Origin of the sequence: Nocardia sp. NPDC060259, from assembly GCF_042728775.1 — a bacterium.
Lineage (GTDB): Bacteria > Actinomycetota > Actinomycetes > Mycobacteriales > Mycobacteriaceae > Nocardia.
In genome coordinates, this window is sequence record NZ_JBHXAY010000006.1 from 55,305 (window position 1) to 72,940 (window position 17,636).

Annotated in this window: 17 protein-coding genes; 12 read left to right on the plus strand and 5 right to left on the minus strand. The window is 68.4% G+C overall.

From position 1 onward, the window contains the following. Positions 1-46: 46 nt before the first annotated feature. The 3 genes from ACFWF2_RS04685 to ACFWF2_RS04695 all read left to right on the plus strand — a co-directional run bounded on the left by ACFWF2_RS04685 (position 47) and on the right by ACFWF2_RS04695 (position 5,135). The gene (locus ACFWF2_RS04685; RefSeq protein WP_379304616.1) at positions 47-1,537 is read left to right on the plus strand and encodes a PstS family phosphate ABC transporter substrate-binding protein; all 1,491 of its coding nucleotides are present in this window, start codon (positions 47-49) and stop codon (positions 1,535-1,537) included. 284 nt (positions 1,538-1,821) lie between these two features. After that, positions 1,822-2,994 carry a glycosyltransferase family 4 protein gene (locus tag ACFWF2_RS04690; RefSeq protein ID WP_379304739.1) on the plus strand — a complete coding sequence of 391 codons (1,173 nt, stop codon included), beginning with the start codon at positions 1,822-1,824 and terminating at the stop codon, positions 2,992-2,994. Continuing rightward, positions 2,991-5,135 (plus strand): glycogen debranching N-terminal domain-containing protein, encoded by a 2,145-nt coding sequence (locus tag ACFWF2_RS04695; protein WP_379304618.1) that lies wholly within the window; start codon positions 2,991-2,993, stop codon positions 5,133-5,135. Before ACFWF2_RS04690 ends, ACFWF2_RS04695 begins: the two co-directional genes overlap by 4 nt. Before the next feature lie 44 nt (positions 5,136-5,179). Here the strand turns inward: ACFWF2_RS04695 and ACFWF2_RS04700 are convergent, their stop codons facing one another. The 5 genes from ACFWF2_RS04700 to ACFWF2_RS04720 are packed head-to-tail and all read right to left on the minus strand — an operon-like array spanning position 5,180 to position 10,037. Then, a complete protein-coding gene (locus ACFWF2_RS04700; RefSeq protein ID WP_379304620.1) occupies positions 5,180-6,049 on the minus strand; it encodes a potassium-transporting ATPase subunit C in 870 nt (289 codons plus the stop codon). A 1-nt stretch (position 6,050) separates the two neighbouring features. Then, complete coding sequence (gene kdpB, locus ACFWF2_RS04705; RefSeq protein WP_379304622.1) at positions 6,051-8,198, minus strand: potassium-transporting ATPase subunit KdpB; 2,148 nt, start codon at positions 8,196-8,198, stop codon at positions 6,051-6,053. A gap of 1 nt (position 8,199) precedes the next feature. Further along, positions 8,200-9,870 carry a potassium-transporting ATPase subunit KdpA gene (gene kdpA, locus ACFWF2_RS04710; RefSeq protein ID WP_379304624.1) on the minus strand — a complete coding sequence of 557 codons (1,671 nt, stop codon included), beginning with the start codon at positions 9,868-9,870 and terminating at the stop codon, positions 8,200-8,202. Beyond that, positions 9,871-9,957, minus strand: coding sequence for a potassium-transporting ATPase subunit F (locus tag ACFWF2_RS04715; protein ID WP_218719288.1), 87 nt, complete (start codon positions 9,955-9,957; stop codon positions 9,871-9,873). It abuts the gene before it with no gap. Continuing rightward, complete coding sequence (locus ACFWF2_RS04720; protein ID WP_110035904.1) at positions 9,954-10,037, minus strand: potassium-transporting ATPase; 84 nt, start codon at positions 10,035-10,037, stop codon at positions 9,954-9,956. Before ACFWF2_RS04720 ends, ACFWF2_RS04715 begins: the two co-directional genes overlap by 4 nt. Before the next feature lie 275 nt (positions 10,038-10,312). Here ACFWF2_RS04720 and ACFWF2_RS04725 point away from each other — a divergent pair, with 275 nt between their 5' ends. The 9 genes from ACFWF2_RS04725 to ACFWF2_RS04765 all read left to right on the plus strand — a co-directional run bounded on the left by ACFWF2_RS04725 (position 10,313) and on the right by ACFWF2_RS04765 (position 17,576). Beyond that, positions 10,313-10,477, plus strand: a complete 165-nt coding sequence (locus ACFWF2_RS04725) for a hypothetical protein (RefSeq protein ID WP_189024436.1) — start codon at positions 10,313-10,315, stop codon at positions 10,475-10,477. After that, a complete protein-coding gene (locus ACFWF2_RS04730) occupies positions 10,474-13,017 on the plus strand; it encodes an ATP-binding protein (protein ID WP_379304626.1) in 2,544 nt (847 codons plus the stop codon). Before ACFWF2_RS04725 ends, ACFWF2_RS04730 begins: the two co-directional genes overlap by 4 nt. 59 nt (positions 13,018-13,076) lie before the next feature. After that, positions 13,077-13,784: a response regulator gene (locus ACFWF2_RS04735; RefSeq protein WP_379304628.1), complete on the plus strand. Its 708-nt coding sequence runs from the start codon at positions 13,077-13,079 to the stop codon at positions 13,782-13,784. Positions 13,785-13,875: 91 nt separating this feature from the next. Further along, positions 13,876-14,319 (plus strand): OsmC family protein, encoded by a 444-nt coding sequence (locus tag ACFWF2_RS04740; RefSeq protein ID WP_189024432.1) that lies wholly within the window; start codon positions 13,876-13,878, stop codon positions 14,317-14,319. Continuing rightward, positions 14,316-14,594 carry an acylphosphatase gene (locus tag ACFWF2_RS04745; protein ID WP_379304630.1) on the plus strand — a complete coding sequence of 93 codons (279 nt, stop codon included), beginning with the start codon at positions 14,316-14,318 and terminating at the stop codon, positions 14,592-14,594. Before ACFWF2_RS04740 ends, ACFWF2_RS04745 begins: the two co-directional genes overlap by 4 nt. Positions 14,595-14,793: 199 nt before the next feature. Continuing rightward, positions 14,794-15,330, plus strand: a complete 537-nt coding sequence (locus ACFWF2_RS04750) for a hypothetical protein (protein WP_379304742.1) — start codon at positions 14,794-14,796, stop codon at positions 15,328-15,330. Then, on the plus strand, positions 15,330-16,493 hold the full coding sequence (locus ACFWF2_RS04755) for a glutathionylspermidine synthase family protein (protein WP_379304632.1): 1,164 nt from the start codon (positions 15,330-15,332) through the stop codon (positions 16,491-16,493). The genes ACFWF2_RS04750 and ACFWF2_RS04755 overlap by 1 nt, the downstream gene beginning before the upstream one ends. Positions 16,494-16,528: 35 nt before the next feature. After that, positions 16,529-16,984 (plus strand): DUF350 domain-containing protein, encoded by a 456-nt coding sequence (locus ACFWF2_RS04760; protein ID WP_280300482.1) that lies wholly within the window; start codon positions 16,529-16,531, stop codon positions 16,982-16,984. A gap of 88 nt (positions 16,985-17,072) precedes the next feature. Further along, positions 17,073-17,576: a DUF1707 domain-containing protein gene (locus ACFWF2_RS04765; RefSeq protein ID WP_379304635.1), complete on the plus strand. Its 504-nt coding sequence runs from the start codon at positions 17,073-17,075 to the stop codon at positions 17,574-17,576. The last annotated feature ends 60 nt before the right edge of the window (positions 17,577-17,636 follow it).

Here is a 17,636-nt window from a genome sequence, read left to right on the forward strand (position 1 = left end):
GATAGACAGTCGGATACAGGCATCCGGTGTGGGGGGAGGGGAGCCGATGGGCGAGTTCCCGGTCGAGATCGTGCTGTCGACGCTCGGTCTGCTCGTGGCGACGGCCACTTTCCTCCGTGAGTTCGTTTTCGTCGGCCGCAAGCGCCTCGGCTACCGCGTGCAGATGAACACTCCGGCCAGCCGGATCCAGCTCACCGACGCCAATGGTGCAGCGGCACAGGGGGGCGGCTCGGCGGCGGAGCCGGTGTCGGTGGTGCTGATCCGCATCGAGAACTACGGCTCCACGGTGATCGAGGATGATGACTACGCCGCCGGCGATAGTCCGCGACTGCTCTTCCCGCATCACACGATCCGGGCGCTCGAGGTCACCGAGCGGGTGAACCGCACGGACCAACCGGTGACCGCACTCAGCGATGCTCTGCGGGAGCTGGCTCCCAGCGTAGGCGCGGACAATGCCGCGCGGATCGTGCTGCCGAGCGAACGGCTCGAACGCGGTGAGCACTACAAGGTACTGGCTGTGCTGGCAGGTCCGGCGCCCGATCCGCAAGACGTCAACGCGGAGCAGGTGGTGAGCAAGGCGGGCAGCCTCAAAGGCGGCCGATTCGTCAAGACCACCAGCCGTTCCCGGCGGGAGCCCGCACTGCTCGGTCTGAGTGTGTTCCTCGCCCTGGTGGTGATGGTGCAATTGCTGGCCACCGTCCTGCGTGGCGATCCGGCGCCGCGCGACTGTGCTGCCGGCGATCTCACCGTGGTCGGCTCCACCGCGATGGCGCCGATGATCCGCAAGGCGGCGCAGAACTACGAGAAGACCTGCACCGGAGCGCGATTCCGGTTCGACTTCGCCGGCACCGAGCCGGGGCTGCGCACGTTGGCCAAAGCGGGGCCGACGCAGAGCATGCTCGCCATCGGTGACGGGTCCAAGGGCACCTCGTTCGAGGCGCTCACCGAGCAGGCGCTGGCCCGCGCGTCGTTCTCCATGGTCGTGCACCCGGGTGTCGGGCTGAAAGACCTCACGACTCAGCAGGTCAGGGACCTCTACCGTGGAAGCATCAGGAACTGGAACCAGATCGGCGGGCCCGACCTGCCGGTGGTCCTGATCGACCGGACCGCGGGCTCGGGGACGCGCCGCGCGCTGGAGTCGAGACTGCTCGAGGACAACCGCAAGGTGTTCCGCTACACCAGTTGCGTCGGAATGGCCGCGGGTGGCGAGCAGTGCGAGGTCGACGTCACCGAGGAAGTGGCTACGTTCGTTGCCAAAATCCCTGGTGCGGTGGGTTATCTGGAAACCTCGGCGGTCGGCGGTGAGGTCGCGGCCGTCACGATCGACGGGGTGGGCCCCACGCCCGACACGATCCGTTCCGGTGCCTACCGCTTCACCGGTGTCGAGTACGCCTACACTCATGGACCGGTCGCCGGTGATTCGCTGGTGGCCCAGTTCCTGGACTATCTGACCCGAGGTAAGGCCAGGCTTACCATGACCGAGTTCGGCAACATCCCATGTGTCGATCCGGTCGAACCGAAATTCTGTACGCCGTAGACCGCCGCTGACGGCGTAATCTCCTGTCGCGGCACGGAATCGCCGATGCGAAAACCCAGCAAACCACTGGTTTACTCGCCGGTAGCGGGGTACGTTCCTCTACGGCCCCTCTGTTCAGGCGGGCACCCACGTGGTGCGCTCCACGTCTGACCAGGCCAACCATGCCCCATGGACGGCGGTGAAGCTCTCGTCTCCACCCCCGCCGAGGCGGCCATCTCTTGTTCGCGCAAGTGTTGCGAGGTTGTGTCCCTGGAAGGAAGGTCATGAGTGCAGATACGTCGGCAATGTCGCCGACCGGGTTCTCCACGTCCGATCTCTACGCGATCGAGCACAACGGCGGCCCACTGCGGATCGCGATGGTGGTTCCACCGTATTTCGATGTGCCTCCCAAGGCGTACGGCGGCGTCGAGGCCGTCGTAGCCGATCTGGTCGATTCACTCTGTGAGCGCGGCCATCACGTCACCCTGTTCGGTGCGGGCGAGCCGGGTACCAAGGCGAATTTCGTCCCGCTGTGGGACCGGATCGTCCCGGAACGACTCGGTGATCCGTTCCCCGAGGTGGTGCACGCCCTGCGGGTGCGCCGCGCGATCGAGCGCCTGGCCGAGACCGAAGGTATCGACCTGGTCCACGATCACACCTTCGCGGGCCCGCTGAACGCGCCCGCCTACGCCAATCTCGGCCTGCCGACCTTGGTCACCGTGCACGGTCCCGTGCAGGACGAGTGCTACGACTACTACCGCGAACTGGGCGAGGAATGCTCGCTCGTCGCGATCAGTGACAGGCAGCGCGAACTCGCGCCCGATCTGCCGTGGGTAGGACGCGTGCACAACGCACTGCGGCCGGATCTGTGGCCGTTCCAGACCGAGAAGCAGGACTACGCGCTGTTCCTCGGCCGCTTCCACATGGACAAGGGCCCGCACCTGGCGCTCGACGCCGCCCACGCGGCCGGAATCCCGCTCATCCTGGCGGGCAAGTGTTCCGAGCCGCATGAGAAGGCCTACTTCGAGGAGTACGTGCGCCCGCGGCTGACCGACGACGATCATGTATTCGGTCTCGCCGACGCGACGGCCAAGCGTAAACTGTTGTCCGGAGCACGGTGTCTGCTGTTCCCCATTTGCTGGGAGGAGCCGTTCGGCATGGTGATGATCGAGGCAATGGTCTGCGGAACGCCGGTGGTCGCGTTGCGCGGCGGCGCGGTGGCCGAGGTGCTGGTCGACGGCGTCACCGGACGCATCTGTGAGGAGCCGGACGAGTTGCCCGGCGCCATCGCGGAAGTCGCGACGTTCGATCCGGCGGACTGCCGGGCGCACGTCGAGGCGAATTTCGGCGCCGACACCCTCGGCGGTGGCTACGAGCAGGTGTACCGGCAATTGTTGGCCCGCACCGCGATCGGGTACGGCAGCGCGTTCGACGCGATGCCGATGCCGTTCGGGGCGGCGGTCAGCGGGCGCGTATGAGCCTGAACAGCGCGTCGCCGCCGAGCCCGCTCAACGCGGGGGAACCCGCGGGGCTCGGCGGCAACGGCGGCAACGTCACCCTCGTCGAAGGCGGCACCTTCTGCCTGTCCGACCGGCTCGGCGACATCGAGCCGGGCAAGCCGCAGGGCCTGTTCTTCCGTGACGCCAGGGTGATTTCGCGCTGGGAGCTGATGATCGACGGCAGACGGCCCGAACCGCTGTCTGTGCTGAGCCCGGAGGCCTTCGCGGCACGGTTCGTGCAGCGAAGGCCGCCGCAGCAGGGCAGGGCCGACAGCACCCTGCTCGTCGTGCGCGACCGGCTCGTCGCCGAGGGCATGCACGAGCTCATCACGCTGGAGAACATGAGCCGCGAGGCCACCGCGGTGGTGATCGAACTGCACGTCGACGCCGATTTCGTCGACCTGTTCTCGGTGAAGGAAGGCCGGATGAACGGCCACCGGGCGGAGATGACGACCGCCGACGGCGAGCTGCTGCTGCACGACCGGGCCGACCTCTCGCGCGGGCTCGCGCTCACCTCGACCGTCGAGCCGATGGTGCTGAACGGCACCATGATCTGGCGCGTCGTCGTCCCCGCAGGCGGACGCTGGCAGACCGAGATCACCGCCCAGCCCGCGGGCGCCGCGCAGCGCCCGCAGACCCAGGGCACCCCGGGCGAGCGGTACCGGGCCAGCGAGCCGGTGCGCAAGATCCAGGCGTGGCGGGCCACCGCCACCGACATCGCCGCCGATTCCGGACTGCTCAACCAGATACTGCGCCGCAGCGAAAGTGATCTGGGCGCCTTGCAGATCCAGCCCGACTCGGGCACCGGCAGGCCGTTCGTCGCGGCGGGCGCACCCTGGTTCATGACACTGTTCGGCCGGGACTCCCTGCTCACGGCATGGATGTCGCTGCCGCTGGAAACCGATCTCGCCCTCGGCACGCTGCAGCAGCTGGCCGAATTGCAGGGCCAGACGGTCGATCCGCTGGTGGAGGAGGAACCGGGCCGGATCATGCACGAGATGCGGCGCGGTCCCGCGGTCGGGCAGGTACTGGGCGGCCAGATCTACTACGGAACCGTCGACGCCACACCGCTGTTCGTGATGCTGCTCGCCGAATGCCTGCGCTGGGGCGCCGAACCGGCCTCCATCGCGACCTTGCTGCCCGCGGCGGACGCGGCGATCGGCTGGATCACCGACTTCGGTGACCGCGACGACGACGGTTTCGTCGAATACGTGCGCGCCACCGATCGCGGTCTGATCAACCAGGGCTGGAAGGACAGCTTCGACGGGATCAACGACGCCGCAGGACATATCGCGCAGGCACCGATCGCGCTGTGCGAGGTGCAGGGGTATGTGTACGCGGCGTACCTGGCCAGGGCCGAGCTGGCCGACGCGTTCGACGATCCCGCGCTGGCCGGTCGAATGCGCGAACGCGCGGCCGATCTGCGGACCAAGTTCGCGGAGCAGTTCTGGCTACCCCAGTGCGGCTGGTACGCCGTGGCATTGGACGGCAGCAAGCGGCAGGTCGACGCGTTGACCAGCAATGCCGCGCACTGTCTCTGGTCGGGCATCGCCACCGACGAGCACGCCGAGCTCCTGATCGAGAACCTGGCCAAGGCGGAGATGGATTCCGGCTTCGGCCTGCGTACCCTGGCGTCGAACATGGGCGCCTACAACCCGATGAGCTATCACAGCGGGTCGGTGTGGCCGCACGACACGGCGATCGCGGTCGCCGGGCTCATGCGGTACCAGCACGTGCCGGGCGCGGTGGAACTGGCGACCAAGCTCTCGGCCGGTCTGCTCGACGCCGCTGCCGCGTTCGACGGCAGGCTGCCCGAGTTGTTCTGCGGTTTCCCGCGGACCCGCTTCGCGGCGCCGGTGCCCTATCCCACCTCGTGTTCGCCGCAGGCGTGGGCGAGCGCGGCGCCGCTGCTGCTGGTGCGCTCGTTCCTCGGGCTCGACCCCGACGTGCCCGCCCGGACCCTGACCCTGCGGCCGCAGGTGCCGCCGTCCTGGGGGTGCGTGCGGATGTCGGAGTTCCGGCTCGGCGAGGTCACCGTCGATATCGAGGTCTGCGGGTCCGCGGTCACCGTGACGGGTCTGCCCGAGGGCTGGGCGCTGATCACCGACGAGGACGAGTAGCGAGTCAGGGCCGGATCCGTGGGATCCGGCCCCGATCGCAGAACTCAGCCCTGGAACGGGAAGCGTTCGTCCAGTGCGAGATTGAGCTCGAGAACGTTCACCCGCGGCTCACCGAGGAAACCGAGCGTGCGCCCGTCGGTGTGCGCGTCCAGCACCGCGCGAACCTGGTCCGCGGTGATGCCGCGCGCCTTCGCCACCCGCTCGACCTGGATGGCCGCGTACTCGGGGGAGATGTGCGGGTCGAGGCCGCTGCCGCTGGCCGTGACCGCGTCGGCCGGCACCGCGGCGTCGGCGGGGGCGTCACCGAGGATCGGGATGATCCGGCCGGTCGAGTAGTCCTGGCCCTCCTGCGCGCACTCCACGGCGACGCCGCGGAACGTGGCGAGGAACGGCTGCGCCGGACAGAGCTCGTTGACGCTGACCACCTGCACCGGCCGGGACACGTCGCCGTCGGCATCGCGTGGCCCGATCACCGAGAGAACCGCGCCCACACCGTCTTTCGTGCAGAACTGGCGGGCGCCGTCGACCCCCTCACGGTCGCCGACCTCCTTGGAGCGGGTGCACACGGTGGTGAGCAGGCCGGTACGGGCGGCGCTGTCGACGATGTCCTCCGGGCCCAGGTTGCTCGCCGCGGTGGACAGTGGGTCGTAGCCGTCGCCCGCGGCCGACGGGCGGCTCTGGAAGTACTGCACCATGGCCTCGCCGTCGGCGTCGGTGAACGACTGCCCGATCAGGCTGGAGCCCACCAGCTTTCCGTCGCGCTCGAGGAGCGAGCCGTCGGCCTTGTCGTTCAGTCCGGGCAGTTGCGCGACCGCGAAAACCGCGACGGGGTACACGATTCCGGTGATCACCGTCAGCACGAGCAGGGCGCGCAGGGCGGCCAGGTGCTGGCGGATCCAGGTTGACATACGCATTTCAGGACATCCCGGGGAGGAGTTGGACGAGCAGGTCGATGATCTTGATGCCGAGGAACGGCGCGATGATGCCGCCCAGGCCGTAGATCGTCAGGTTGCGGCTCAACAGCTTCGAGGCATTGCTCGGCCGGTAGTTGACACCGCGCAGCGCCAGCGGGATGAGCGCCACGATGATGATCGCGTTGAAGATGACCGCCGACAGGATCGCCGACTGCGGGCTGGCCAGGCGCATGATGTTGAGCGCGTCCAGGCCGGGGAACAGCGCGACGAACAACGCGGGAATGATCGCGAAGTACTTGGCGATGTCGTTGGCGATGGAGAACGTGGTGAGCGCGCCACGGGTGATCAGCAGTTGCTTGCCGATCTCGACGATCTCGATCAGCTTGGTCGGGTCCGAATCCAGATCGACCATATTGCCCGCCTCTTTGGCGGCCGAGGTGCCGGTGTTCATCGCCACGCCCACGTCGGCCTGGGCCAGGGCGGGGGCGTCGTTGGTGCCGTCACCGGTCATGGCGACCAGGCGGCCGCCGTCCTGTTCGGACTTGATCAGGGCGAGCTTGTCCTCCGGCGTCGCCTCGGCGAGGAAGTCGTCCACGCCCGCTTCGTCGGCGATCGCCTTGGCGGTCAACGGGTTGTCGCCGGTGATCATCACCGTGCGGATGCCCATGCGGCGCATCTCGTCGAAGCGTTCCCGCATGCCCTGTTTGACGACGTCCTTGAGATGGATGACGCCGAGCAGCCGCGGGGTGCCGTCCTTGACCTCGCCGACCATCAGCGGCGTGCCGCCCGAGGCCGAGATGCCGTCGACGATCGCCGTGGCATCGCCGGGGACCGAACCGCCCTGGGCCCGAACCCAGTCGATCACCGCACCCGCTGCCCCCTTGCGCAGCTGGTGCCCGTCGGCGAGGGTGACACCCGACATGCGGGTCTGCGCGGTGAACTCCACCCAGGTGGCACCGGGCAGCTCGCCCGCGGAACGTTCCCGCTTGTTGAACGTCTGCTTGGCGAACACGACGATCGACCGCCCCTCCGGCGTCTCGTCGGCCAGGCTCGACAGCTGCGCGGCATCGGCGAGCTCGTCGTCGAGAATGCCTGGCATCGGGACGAATTCGGCCGCCTGCCGGTTGCCGAGGGTGATGGTGCCGGTCTTGTCGAGCAGCAGCGTGTTCACATCACCGGCGGCTTCCACCGCGCGACCCGACATGGCCAGCACATTGCGCTGCACGAGGCGGTCCATGCCTGCGATGCCGATGGCCGAGAGCAGCGCGCCGATGGTGGTCGGGATGAGGCAGACCAGCAGCGAGACCATCACGATGCCGGTGATGCCGTGCGCGTCCAGCGCCGAAGTGTCCGGCACGCCGGGGTTGTTCGACTTGGCGAAGATCGCGAGGGGCTGCAGCGTGGTGACCGCGAAGACGAAGATGATCGTGAGCGCGGCCAGCAGGATGTTGAGCGCGATCTCGTTCGGTGTCTTCTGGCGGCTGGCGCCCTCGACGAGCGCGATCATCTTGTCGATGAAGCTGGCGCCGGGCTCCTGGGTGATCTTGACGACGATCCGGTCCGAGAGCACGGTGGTGCCGCCGGTGACGGCCGACCGGTCGCCGCCGGATTCGCGGATGACCGGGGCGGATTCGCCGGTGATGGCCGATTCGTCCACCGAGGCGATGCCTTCGACGACATCGCCGTCACCGGGGATGACCTGGCCTGCCTCGACGACGACGTGGTCACCGCGGCGCAGTTCGGTCGCGGCGACCCTTTCCTCGATGATGCGGCCGCCGGGAGTCCAGTCGGCCAAGCGGCGAGCGACGGTGTCGGTCTTGGCCTTTCGCAGGGTGTCGGCCTGGGCTTTGCCACGCCCTTCGGCGACGGCCTCGGCCAGGTTGGCGAACACCACGGTCAGCCACAGCCACACCACGATCGCCCAGGCGAAGAAGCTCGGATCGGCGATCGCGAGGATGGTCGACCACACCGCGCCGATCTCCACGATCAGCATCACGGGGTTCTTCCACAGCGTGCGCGGATCGAGTTTGCGCAGGGCGCCGGGCAGCGAAGTGAGCAGCAGCTTCGGATCGAGGACGCCCTTCTGAACGCCCTTGGTGCGGTGCTCGGGCCGCGGCGCGGCCGGTGTTTCGAGGGTGGGACTTGTCATCTCAGTGGATTCCTTCGGCGAGCGGCCCGAGCGCGAGGGCGGGCAGGAAGGTGAGCGCGACCAGGATCACCGTCACGCCGACGACCATGCCGACGAACTGCGGCCGGTGCGTCGGCAGCGTGCCGATCGAGGCGGGAGTGGTGCCCTGCTGGGCCAGTGAACCGGCCAGGGCCAGGACGAAGATGATCGGCAGGAACCGGCCGAACACCATCGCCAGGCCGAGCGCGGTATTGAACCACTCGGTGTTGCCGGTGAGTCCGGCGAAGGCGGAACCGTTGTTGTTGGCCGCGGAGGTGAAGGCGTACAGCACTTCCGAGAGTCCGTGCGGGCCGCTGTTGAGCATGCTCGCCCGCTGGCCGGGCAGCGCCATCGCGATCGCGGTGCCGATCAGCACGATCAGCGGGCTCACCAGGAAATAGGAAGCGGCCAGCTTGATTTCGCGCGGCGTGATCTTCTTGCCGAGGTACTCCGGGGTGCGGCCGACCATCAGGCCCGCCACGAAGACCGTGATGACGGCGAGGATCAGCATGCCGTACAGGCCGGAGCCGACACCGCCGGGCGCCACCTCGCCCAGCTGCATGTTGAACATCGTCATCAGGCCGCCGAGACTGGTGTAGGAATCGTGGAACGAGTTCACCGCACCGGTCGAGGTGAGCGTGGTCGCGCCGGCGAAGGTCGCCGAATCGGCGACGCCGAAGCGGGTTTCCACGCCCTCCATGGACGCGCCGATCGCGGTCGGCACGGTGCCGTGGTGCTGCAGCTGGAACAGGTTGGTCAGCGCGATGCTGGTCAGTGCGATCGTGCCCATCACCGCCACGATCGCGTACCCCTGCTTGGTGCTGCCTACCATCCGGCCGAACGTGCGCGGCAGCGAGAAGGCGATCACCATCAGCAGGAAGATCTCCAGGAAGTTCGTCCAGGTGCTCGCGTTCTCGAACGGATGCGCGGAGTTGGCGTTGTAGAAGCCGCCGCCGTTGGTGCCGAGTTCCTTGATGACCTCCTGGCTGGCAACGGGTCCGCCGGTCAGAGTCTGCTCCGCGCCGCCGATGGTCTGGGCGACCTGATCGTGCAGGTGGAAGTTCTGGATGACACCGCCCGCGACCAGGATGATCGCGAAGACGAACGCGATCGGCAGCAGGATGCGCAGGGTGCCGCGCACCAGGTCGACCCAGAAGTTGCCGAGCTCACCGGTGTGGCGGCGGGCGAAGCCGCGCACCAGCGCCACCGCCACCGCCATGCCGACGGCCGCGGAGACGAAGTTCTGCACCGCCAGACCGGCCATCTGCACCAGATGACCCTGGGTCGACTCACCGGAGTAGTTCTGCCAGTTCGTGTTGGTGACGAAGCTGACCGCGGTGTTCCATGCCAGCGCCGGGGTCATCTCGGTGCCGGGGTCGTTCAGGTGCAGCGGCAGCGCGCCCTGCACCAGCTGGGAAAAGAAGAGGAACAGGATGCCGACCGCCGAGAACGCCAGCACACTGCGGGCGTAGACCGGCCAGGTTTGTTCGACCTCGGGTTTCGCGCCGATGGCGCGGTAGATCAGCCGCTCGGCCCGGGAGTGCTTGTCACTGCTGTAGACCCGGTACATGTAGTCGCCGAGCGGCACATGCACCAGGGCCAGCGTGATGACCAGGGCCGCCACGAAGACGATCCCCGCCGTAGTCGTGTTCACCTAGAACCTCTCGGGGAAGAGCAGCGCCGCGACCATGTACACGGCGACGAGGACGGCCAGAACCAGACCGACAAGGTTCGCGATCACAGCTTCTCCACTCCCCGCTGGATCACGCCCAGCAGCGCGAAGATCGCCACGGTGAGCACCGTGAACACCACGACAGACATTTCCAACCTCCTTGCGCTCCGAGGTGAAGCGCCTAGGTGAGTGAAACGCCGGATCAGGCCTCGGCGTGGATTCCTTACGACTCCTTAGCGCCGGGCGGCACGGCCTTTGCGGAATGTTGACGCGATGCCCGGTGGCGGGTGTGAGGATGCCGTCAAGGCGGGCCGGATAGCCGTCAACACTCCGTAAAGATCGAGATCAGGCGATATTCGCGCGGATACAAAGGTGTGCACCGGCGGGCGCCGCCGGTCCCTTGCTCATGGAAAGTGAGATCGCGGTGTCTGTGGTGACTCTTGCGGTGATCTTCGGATTCGTCGCATCGCTGCTGCTGATCCGGGTGCTCGGCAGGCTCAATACTTCACACGCGCCGATGGTGACCGTCGGTGTGTTGCCGGTGCGCCCGCAGGCTCCGGAGCGCCGGCACGCGATGATGGACAGGTGAAACGCGGACAGCTGCGCATCTACCTCGGTGCGGCGCCGGGCGTCGGCAAGACCTACGCCATGCTCGGCGAAGCGCATCGGCGGCTGGAACGCGGCCGCGATGTGGTCGCGGCCCTCGTGGAGACGCACGGCCGGAAGAAGACCGCCGAACTGCTCGACGGCATCGAGCGGATTCCGACGAAACTGATCGAGTACCGGGGGACCGAGCTGCCCGAACTCGACGTCGACGCCGTGCTGGCTCGCAAGCCGGCGGTGGTGCTCGTCGACGAGCTGGCGCACACCAACGCGCCGGGCAGCGTGCACGAGAAGCGCTGGCAGGACGTGGAGCAGTTGCTCGACGCGGGCATCGACGTCATCTCGACGGTCAACGTGCAGCACCTCGAGAGCCTCAACGACGTGGTCCAGCAGATCACCGGCATCGAGCAGCGCGAGACCGTGCCCGATGCCGTCGTCCGTGCGGCCGACCAGGTGGAGCTGGTCGACCTCACGCCGGAGGCGTTGCGGCGCAGGCTCTCGCACGGCAATGTCTACGCCGCCGACAAGGTCGACGCGGCGCTGCGCAACTACTTCCGCCCCGGCAATCTGACCGCGCTGCGTGAACTCGCGCTGCTGTGGCTGGCCGATCAGGTCGACGCCGCGCTCGCCAGATACCGGGCCGACCACAAGATCACCGAGCTGTGGGAGGCCCGCGAGCGGGTGGTCGTCGCGGTGACCGGCGGCCCGGAATCGGAGACGGTCGTGCGCCGGGCGGGGCGGATCGCGTCGAAGTCCAGCGCCGATCTCGTCGTGGTGCACGTGGTGCGCGGCGACGGGCTGGCCGGGGTGTCGACCGAGCGGATGGCCAAGCTGCGCGAACTCGCCGCCGGTCTCGACGCGTCGTTGCACACCGTCACCGGTGACGACGTGCCCACCGCGCTGCTCGAGTTCGCGCGCGAAGTCAACGCCACCCAGCTGGTGCTCGGCACCTCGCGGCGGTCGCGGTGGGCCAGGATGCTCGACGAGGGCATCGGGTCCACCGTGGTGCAGCGGTCCGGGAAGATCGACGTGCACATGGTGACCCACGAGGAAGCCAACCGCGGGGTGCGTAGGCATTGGTTGCGGCCGCGCCGGCCGGTCACCGCGTGGCTGGCCGCGATCGTCGTTCCGGTGCTGGTGAGCGTGATTTGCGGGCTCTTCCTCGACGGCTGGCTGAAGCTGGGCGGGCTCAGCGCCATGTTCTTCGTCGGCGTCGTCGCGGTGGCGCTGTTCGGCGGCGTGGTCCCCGCCGGGCTGTCGGCGCTGCTGTCGGGGTTGCTGCTGAACTGGTACTTCACCGCGCCGCGCTACAGCTTCACCATCGCCGAGCCGGACAACTTCGTCACCGTGGTCGTGCTGCTCATCGTCGCCGTCGCCGTCGCGGCCCTGGTCGACGTGGCGGCCAAGCGGACGGTGCAGGCGCGCAAGGCCTCCCGCGAAGCGGAGCTGCTGACCATGTTCGCCGGCTCGGTGCTGCACGGCGCCGACCTGTCGAAGCTGCTCGAGCAGGTTCGCGAGACCTACGGGCAGCGCGCGGTGAGTGTGCAGTGCGGCGACCAGATCGTCGCCGCGGTGGGGCCGGAGCCGCCGCTGCGGCCGTCGGAGGCCGAGACCGTCATCGAGGCGGGTGACGCGCAGAGCCACCTGCTGCTGGCGGGCCGGTCGATCGACTCCACCGATCGGCCGGTGCTCAACGCGGTCGCCAATCAGGCGGTCGGGCTGGTCCGGCAGGCGAGGCTGGCCGAGGAGGCCAGTGCGGCGGCGGCGCTGCTGGAAGCCGATCGGCTCCGCCGGGCGCTGCTGTCGGCGGTCAGCCACGATCTGCGTACACCGCTGGCCGGTGCGAAAGCGGCCGTGTCCAGCCTGCGCAGCGACGACATCGAGTTCTCGCCCGAGGACACCGGTGAGCTGCTGGAGGCGATCGAGGAGTCGGTCGACCAGCTGACGGCGCTGGTCGGCAATCTGCTCGACTCCTCGCGCCTGGCCGTCGGCGTCGTCACGCCGCAGTTGCGGCAGGTCTACATGGATGAAGCGGTGCATCGTGCGCTGGTCAGTGTCGGCATGGGTACCCGCGGGCTGCGCCGGGCGGCGATGGACCGGGTGAAGGTCGAGGTCGGGGAGGTCTCGGTGCTCGCCGACAGCGGCCTGCTCGAACGCGTGCTGGCCAACCTGATCGACAACGCCCTGCGGCATTCCGGGCGCGAGACACCGGTGCGGGTCACTGCCGAGCACGACGGTGACCGCGTGTCGATCGCTGTCGTCGATGTCGGACCCGGAGTTCCCGCGGGCACCGAGGAGCAGCTGTTCGAACCGTTCCAGCGGCTCGGCGACCGTGACAACACGACCGGCGTCGGCCTCGGCCTGTCGGTGGTACGCGGCTTCGTCGAAGCGATGGCCGGCACGGTGCACGCCGAACCGACTCCCGGCGGCGGTCTGACGATTCTCGTCGACCTGCCGTCGGGCACCAGCGCCGCGCCGACCACAGACGATGACAGTGCGACCGAATCCGACGAGACTGACCGATGACCGCATCAACAGTCGCCCCAGATCGGGCCGGTACGCCCGGCCACAACCCAGGAACGGTGATGACGGACAAAAGTCAGGCTCCTGCCGCCACCAAGGTGCTGGTGGTCGACGACGAGCCACAGATCGTGCGGGCCTTGCGAATCAACCTGTCGGTGCGTGGGTACGAGGTGATCACCGCGGGCAACGGTGCGGCCGCCTTGCGCGCCGCCGCCGAGAAGCACCCCGATGTCATCGTTCTCGATCTGGGTCTGCCCGATATGGACGGCATCGAGGTCCTCGCCGGGCTGCGCGGCTGGACCTCCGCGCCGGTGCTGGTGCTCTCGGCGCGCACCGATTCCGCCGACAAGGTCGAAGCGCTCGACGCGGGCGCCGACGACTACGTCACCAAACCGTTCGGCATGGACGAGCTGCTGGCCCGGCTGCGCGCGGCGGTCCGGCGCGGGGCGACCGATGTCGACAGCGTCGACCCGGTGGTGGTCACCGACTCGTTCACGGTCGACCTGGTCGCCAAGAAGGTCACCAAGCAGGGCGAATCCGTGCATCTGACGCCCACCGAGTGGGGGATGCTCGAGATGCTGGTGCGCAATCGCGGAAAGCTGGTGGGGCGCAAGGAACTCCTGCGTGAGGTGTGGGGTCCCGCCTATGCCACCGAGACCCACTACCTGCGGGTCTATCTCGCCCAGCTGCGGCGCAAACTCGAGGACGACCCGGCCAACCCGCGGCACCTGCTGACCGAGGCGGGCATGGGGTACCGCTTCCAGGAGTGAGCGTGCCCCGGGTCACTCCGCCGGAATGCCGTCCTGGGTGTAGACGTTCCCAGGCGTGAATCGTCTTCGACGCGAATGGCAGGATCAGGCTATGGCTGAGCAGAACGCACCCGTGACCACCGCACCGACCGAACTGTGGGTCGAGCGCACCGGAACCAGGGCCTACACCGGGCGCAGCAATCGCGGCGCGGAGGTCCTGATCGCCTCGCAGGGCGTCGAAGGCGCGTTCACCCCCGGTGAGCTGCTCAAGATCGCCCTCGCCGCCTGCACCGGCCTCAGCTCCGACCTGCCGCTCTCGCGCCGCCTCGGCGACGACTTCGACGCCACCATCCGGGTCTCCGGCGACGCCGACCGGGAGAACGAGCTGTACCCGCAGATCGACGAGGTCGTCGAACTGGATCTGTCCGAGCTGGACGAGGCCGCGCGTGAGCGACTACTGGTCACCGTGCAGCGCGCCGTCGACAAGGTGTGCACCGTGGGCCGTACCCTCAAGGCGGGCACCAAGGTGACGTTGAACTTCGACATCGACGCATGAGCGAGACGGTGCGGTTGAGCGCCTGGGTGCACGGGATGGTGCAGGGGGTGGGTTTCCGCTGGTGGACCCGCTCGCGCGCACTGGAACTCGGGCTCACCGGCTTCGCCCGCAACCACAGTGACGGCCGGGTGCACGTTGTCGCCGAAGGGCCGCGAACGGCGGACGAGAAGCTGCTGGAACTGCTACGGTCCGGCCATGCACCTGGCCGGGTCGACCTGGTTGTGGAAAGCTGGGAGCCCGCGCGGGGCGACATGACGGGATTCGAGGAGCGCTAGTGGTGACTTCGGGGGCTAGGGGGCGGCAGCGGTGAGCACACAGAACCCTGGTCCGCCCGATCAACCTGAGCAGCCCCCGAACGGTGGCTCCGGGCAGTCGCCGTGGCAGCCACCGGATCCCGGTGCGGGCTGGCCGCCGATGCCGCAGCAGCCGCCCGGCGCGCCGGAACCCGAGGGCGAGTCCCCGAGGCCGGGCCGGATGGCCAGGCAGGAACCCGGTGTGACCCAGCCGCGCCCGCCGACGGTCGGCGAGGCACGGGCCCGCGACAAGGCGCGCAAGCAGGCCGAGCAGGCCCAGCGCGCGGCGGCCGAGGCCGCGGAAGCCAAGCGGCGCACCAGGAAACGCGTGATGATCGGCGGCGTCGCCGTCGTCGGTGTCGCCGCGCTGGTCGGCGGTGGCTACCTGGCCTACCGGGCGGTCACCGCGCCGGACCAGGTGACCGCCTCCTGCGTGCAGATCGATCAGAACGGCAACGAGGTCGTCGTCCCGGACGACAATTGCGGCGAGGGCAAGTCCAACTTCCGCAGCGACACCAGTCACGGCGGCGGTGGCAGCCTGATCCTGCTCGGCTGGCCGCAGTACCGGTACCACTACGGCGGCACGCCCACCATCGGCAAACCGCCGGTCGGCGGCAGCTCGGTGAAACCGCGCAACGCGACCATCACCACCAAGAGCGGCACCACGATCCAGCGCGGCGGGCTCGGCAGCAAGTCGACCGGCGGGAGCGGGTCCTAGTGCGGCGGGTGGTGAGTACGCCGCGACCGGGCTGGCAGCAGATCATCGAGAGTCAGGGCCTGGTCTACGGCGCGCCCGGCCGCGATGCCAGCGGGCAGCCGCGACCGTACTGGGACGAATCGGTGCACTACGAGTTCTCGATGGACGAGATCCTCGCGCTGGAAGCCGATGTGGAACTGCTGCAGTCGATGTGCCTGCACGCCGCCGAGCACGTGGTGCTCACCGAGCGCTACGCCGATTTCGGTCTGCCGGAATGGAGCTGGGGGCCGATCGCCGAATCCTGGCGCCGCAGTGACCCGTACGTGTACGGGCGCTTCGATCTGCGCTACGACGCGCGCCGTCCGGCCAAGCTGCTCGAGTACAACGCCGACACCCCGACCTCGCTGCTCGAGGCCGCGATCATCCAGTGGCACTGGTTGCAGCAGGTGTATCCCGGTGGCGACCAATGGAATTCGCTGCACGAGAAGCTGGTGGAACGCTGGACCGGGCTGCGCGCCGTGCTGCCAGGCACCGAGCTGCACTTCACCTGGTCGGGCGCGGACGCCACCGGCGAGGACAACGTGACCACCGCCTACATGCAGGAGACGGCGGCCGAGGCGGGCTTCGACACGGTCGCGCTGCCGATCGAGGAGATCGGTTACGACACCGAGCTGCACCGGTTCGTCGATCTGGCCGAGGCGCCGATCGAATCGGTCTTCAAGCTGTATCCGTGGGAGTGGATCCTCGACGACGACTTCGGCAAGCGCGTGGTCGAGAGCCTGCCCGCCACCGCCTGGATCGAACCGCTGTGGACGACGCTGCTCAGCAACAAGGCGCTGCTCGCCGTCCTGTGGGAGATGTACCCCGGCCACCCGAACCTGTTGCCCGCCTACCTCGACAGCCCGCACGAGCTCACCGAATACATCCGCAAACCCAAGCTCGGCCGCGAGGGCGCCAACATGACCATCGTCGGTCCGGGCATGGAGACCGCGACCGGCGGCGTCTACGGCGCCGAGGGCTTCGTCTACCAATTGCTCGACCCGCTCCCGGAATTCGACGGCATGCGCCCGGTGCTGGGCGCCTGGGTCGTCGGTGACACGGCGGCGGGCCTCGGTATCCGCGAGACGGCAGGCCTGATCACCGATGACGGTGCCGCGTTCGTCCCGCACCGCATCGTCGACTGACCCGTGACAACCCACCCTTGTTCGAAAGGACCACGATGACCGCCCTCGCCCTGGAATCGGGTTATTGGAGCGCGCTCGGTGAAGGCGTCGGCGCCATCATCCTGTACTGCCTGATCGGCCTGGCGCTGATGCTGATCGGCTTCTTCGCCATCGACCTGACCACGCCGGGCAAGCTGCGCGACCTGGTCGTCGCGGGCAAGCCCAACGCGCTGATCGTGTCCGCCGCGGGCATGGTGAGCATGGCGTTCATCGTCGTGTTCGCCGTGCTGGCCACCGGCGGGGTCAACAAGCTCTCGGAAGGGCTGATCGCCGCGGTCGTCTACGGCCTGGTCGGCATCGTGGCGCAGGTGATCTCGGTGCGGGTGATCGAGAAGGTCACCGGCATCGACATCGGCCGCACGCTGCACGCCGAGACCTACACCCCCGAGGTGCTCGTGGTCGCCGCCGCGCACTTCGCGCTCGGTCTCGTGGTGGCCTTCGCCATCCTCTGATCCGCCGCACGCGGGTTGACATTACACAGTGGAGGGTGGAGGCTGGAACCAATACTCCACTGTGGTTGGTGAACGAGAGGATGTCGGCATGGACATCACCCCCGGCACACGCGCGTCCGATGCCGAGCGCAACGCGATCGTCACCCAGCTGGGCACCCATTTGGCCGACGGGCGCCTCGACCTGGCCGAGTACGACCAGCGCGTCGCCAAGGTCTACGCGACCACCACGCGCGACGAGCTCGCGGTCGTCCTGTCCGACCTGCCACCGCTGACGAAACAGGCCACCGCACCCGCCGAGCGCACACCCGGCAAGCGCATCCCGGTCTGGCAGCGCATCGAGGCGGGCAGCTGGCTCGGCGTCAGCGTGATCGTGCTGGTCATCTGGGGTCTGATCTCGCTCACCGCGGGCGAGCTCACGTACTTCTGGCCCATGTGGGTCATCGGCCCGTGGGGCGCTGTCCTGCTGTTCCGTGTGATCACCGGCTGGGAAGCGACGCCGGGCACCCAGACCCACCTTCGCCAGCTCCAGCGGCAGATGAAGCACGCCCAGCACATGGACCCGCACAACCCGGATCGCCCGCACCGACACTGAACGGCCGGTAGCGGCGGGTAAGCTCACGCGAGCACATGGGTAATTCGTCGGGTACCGGCT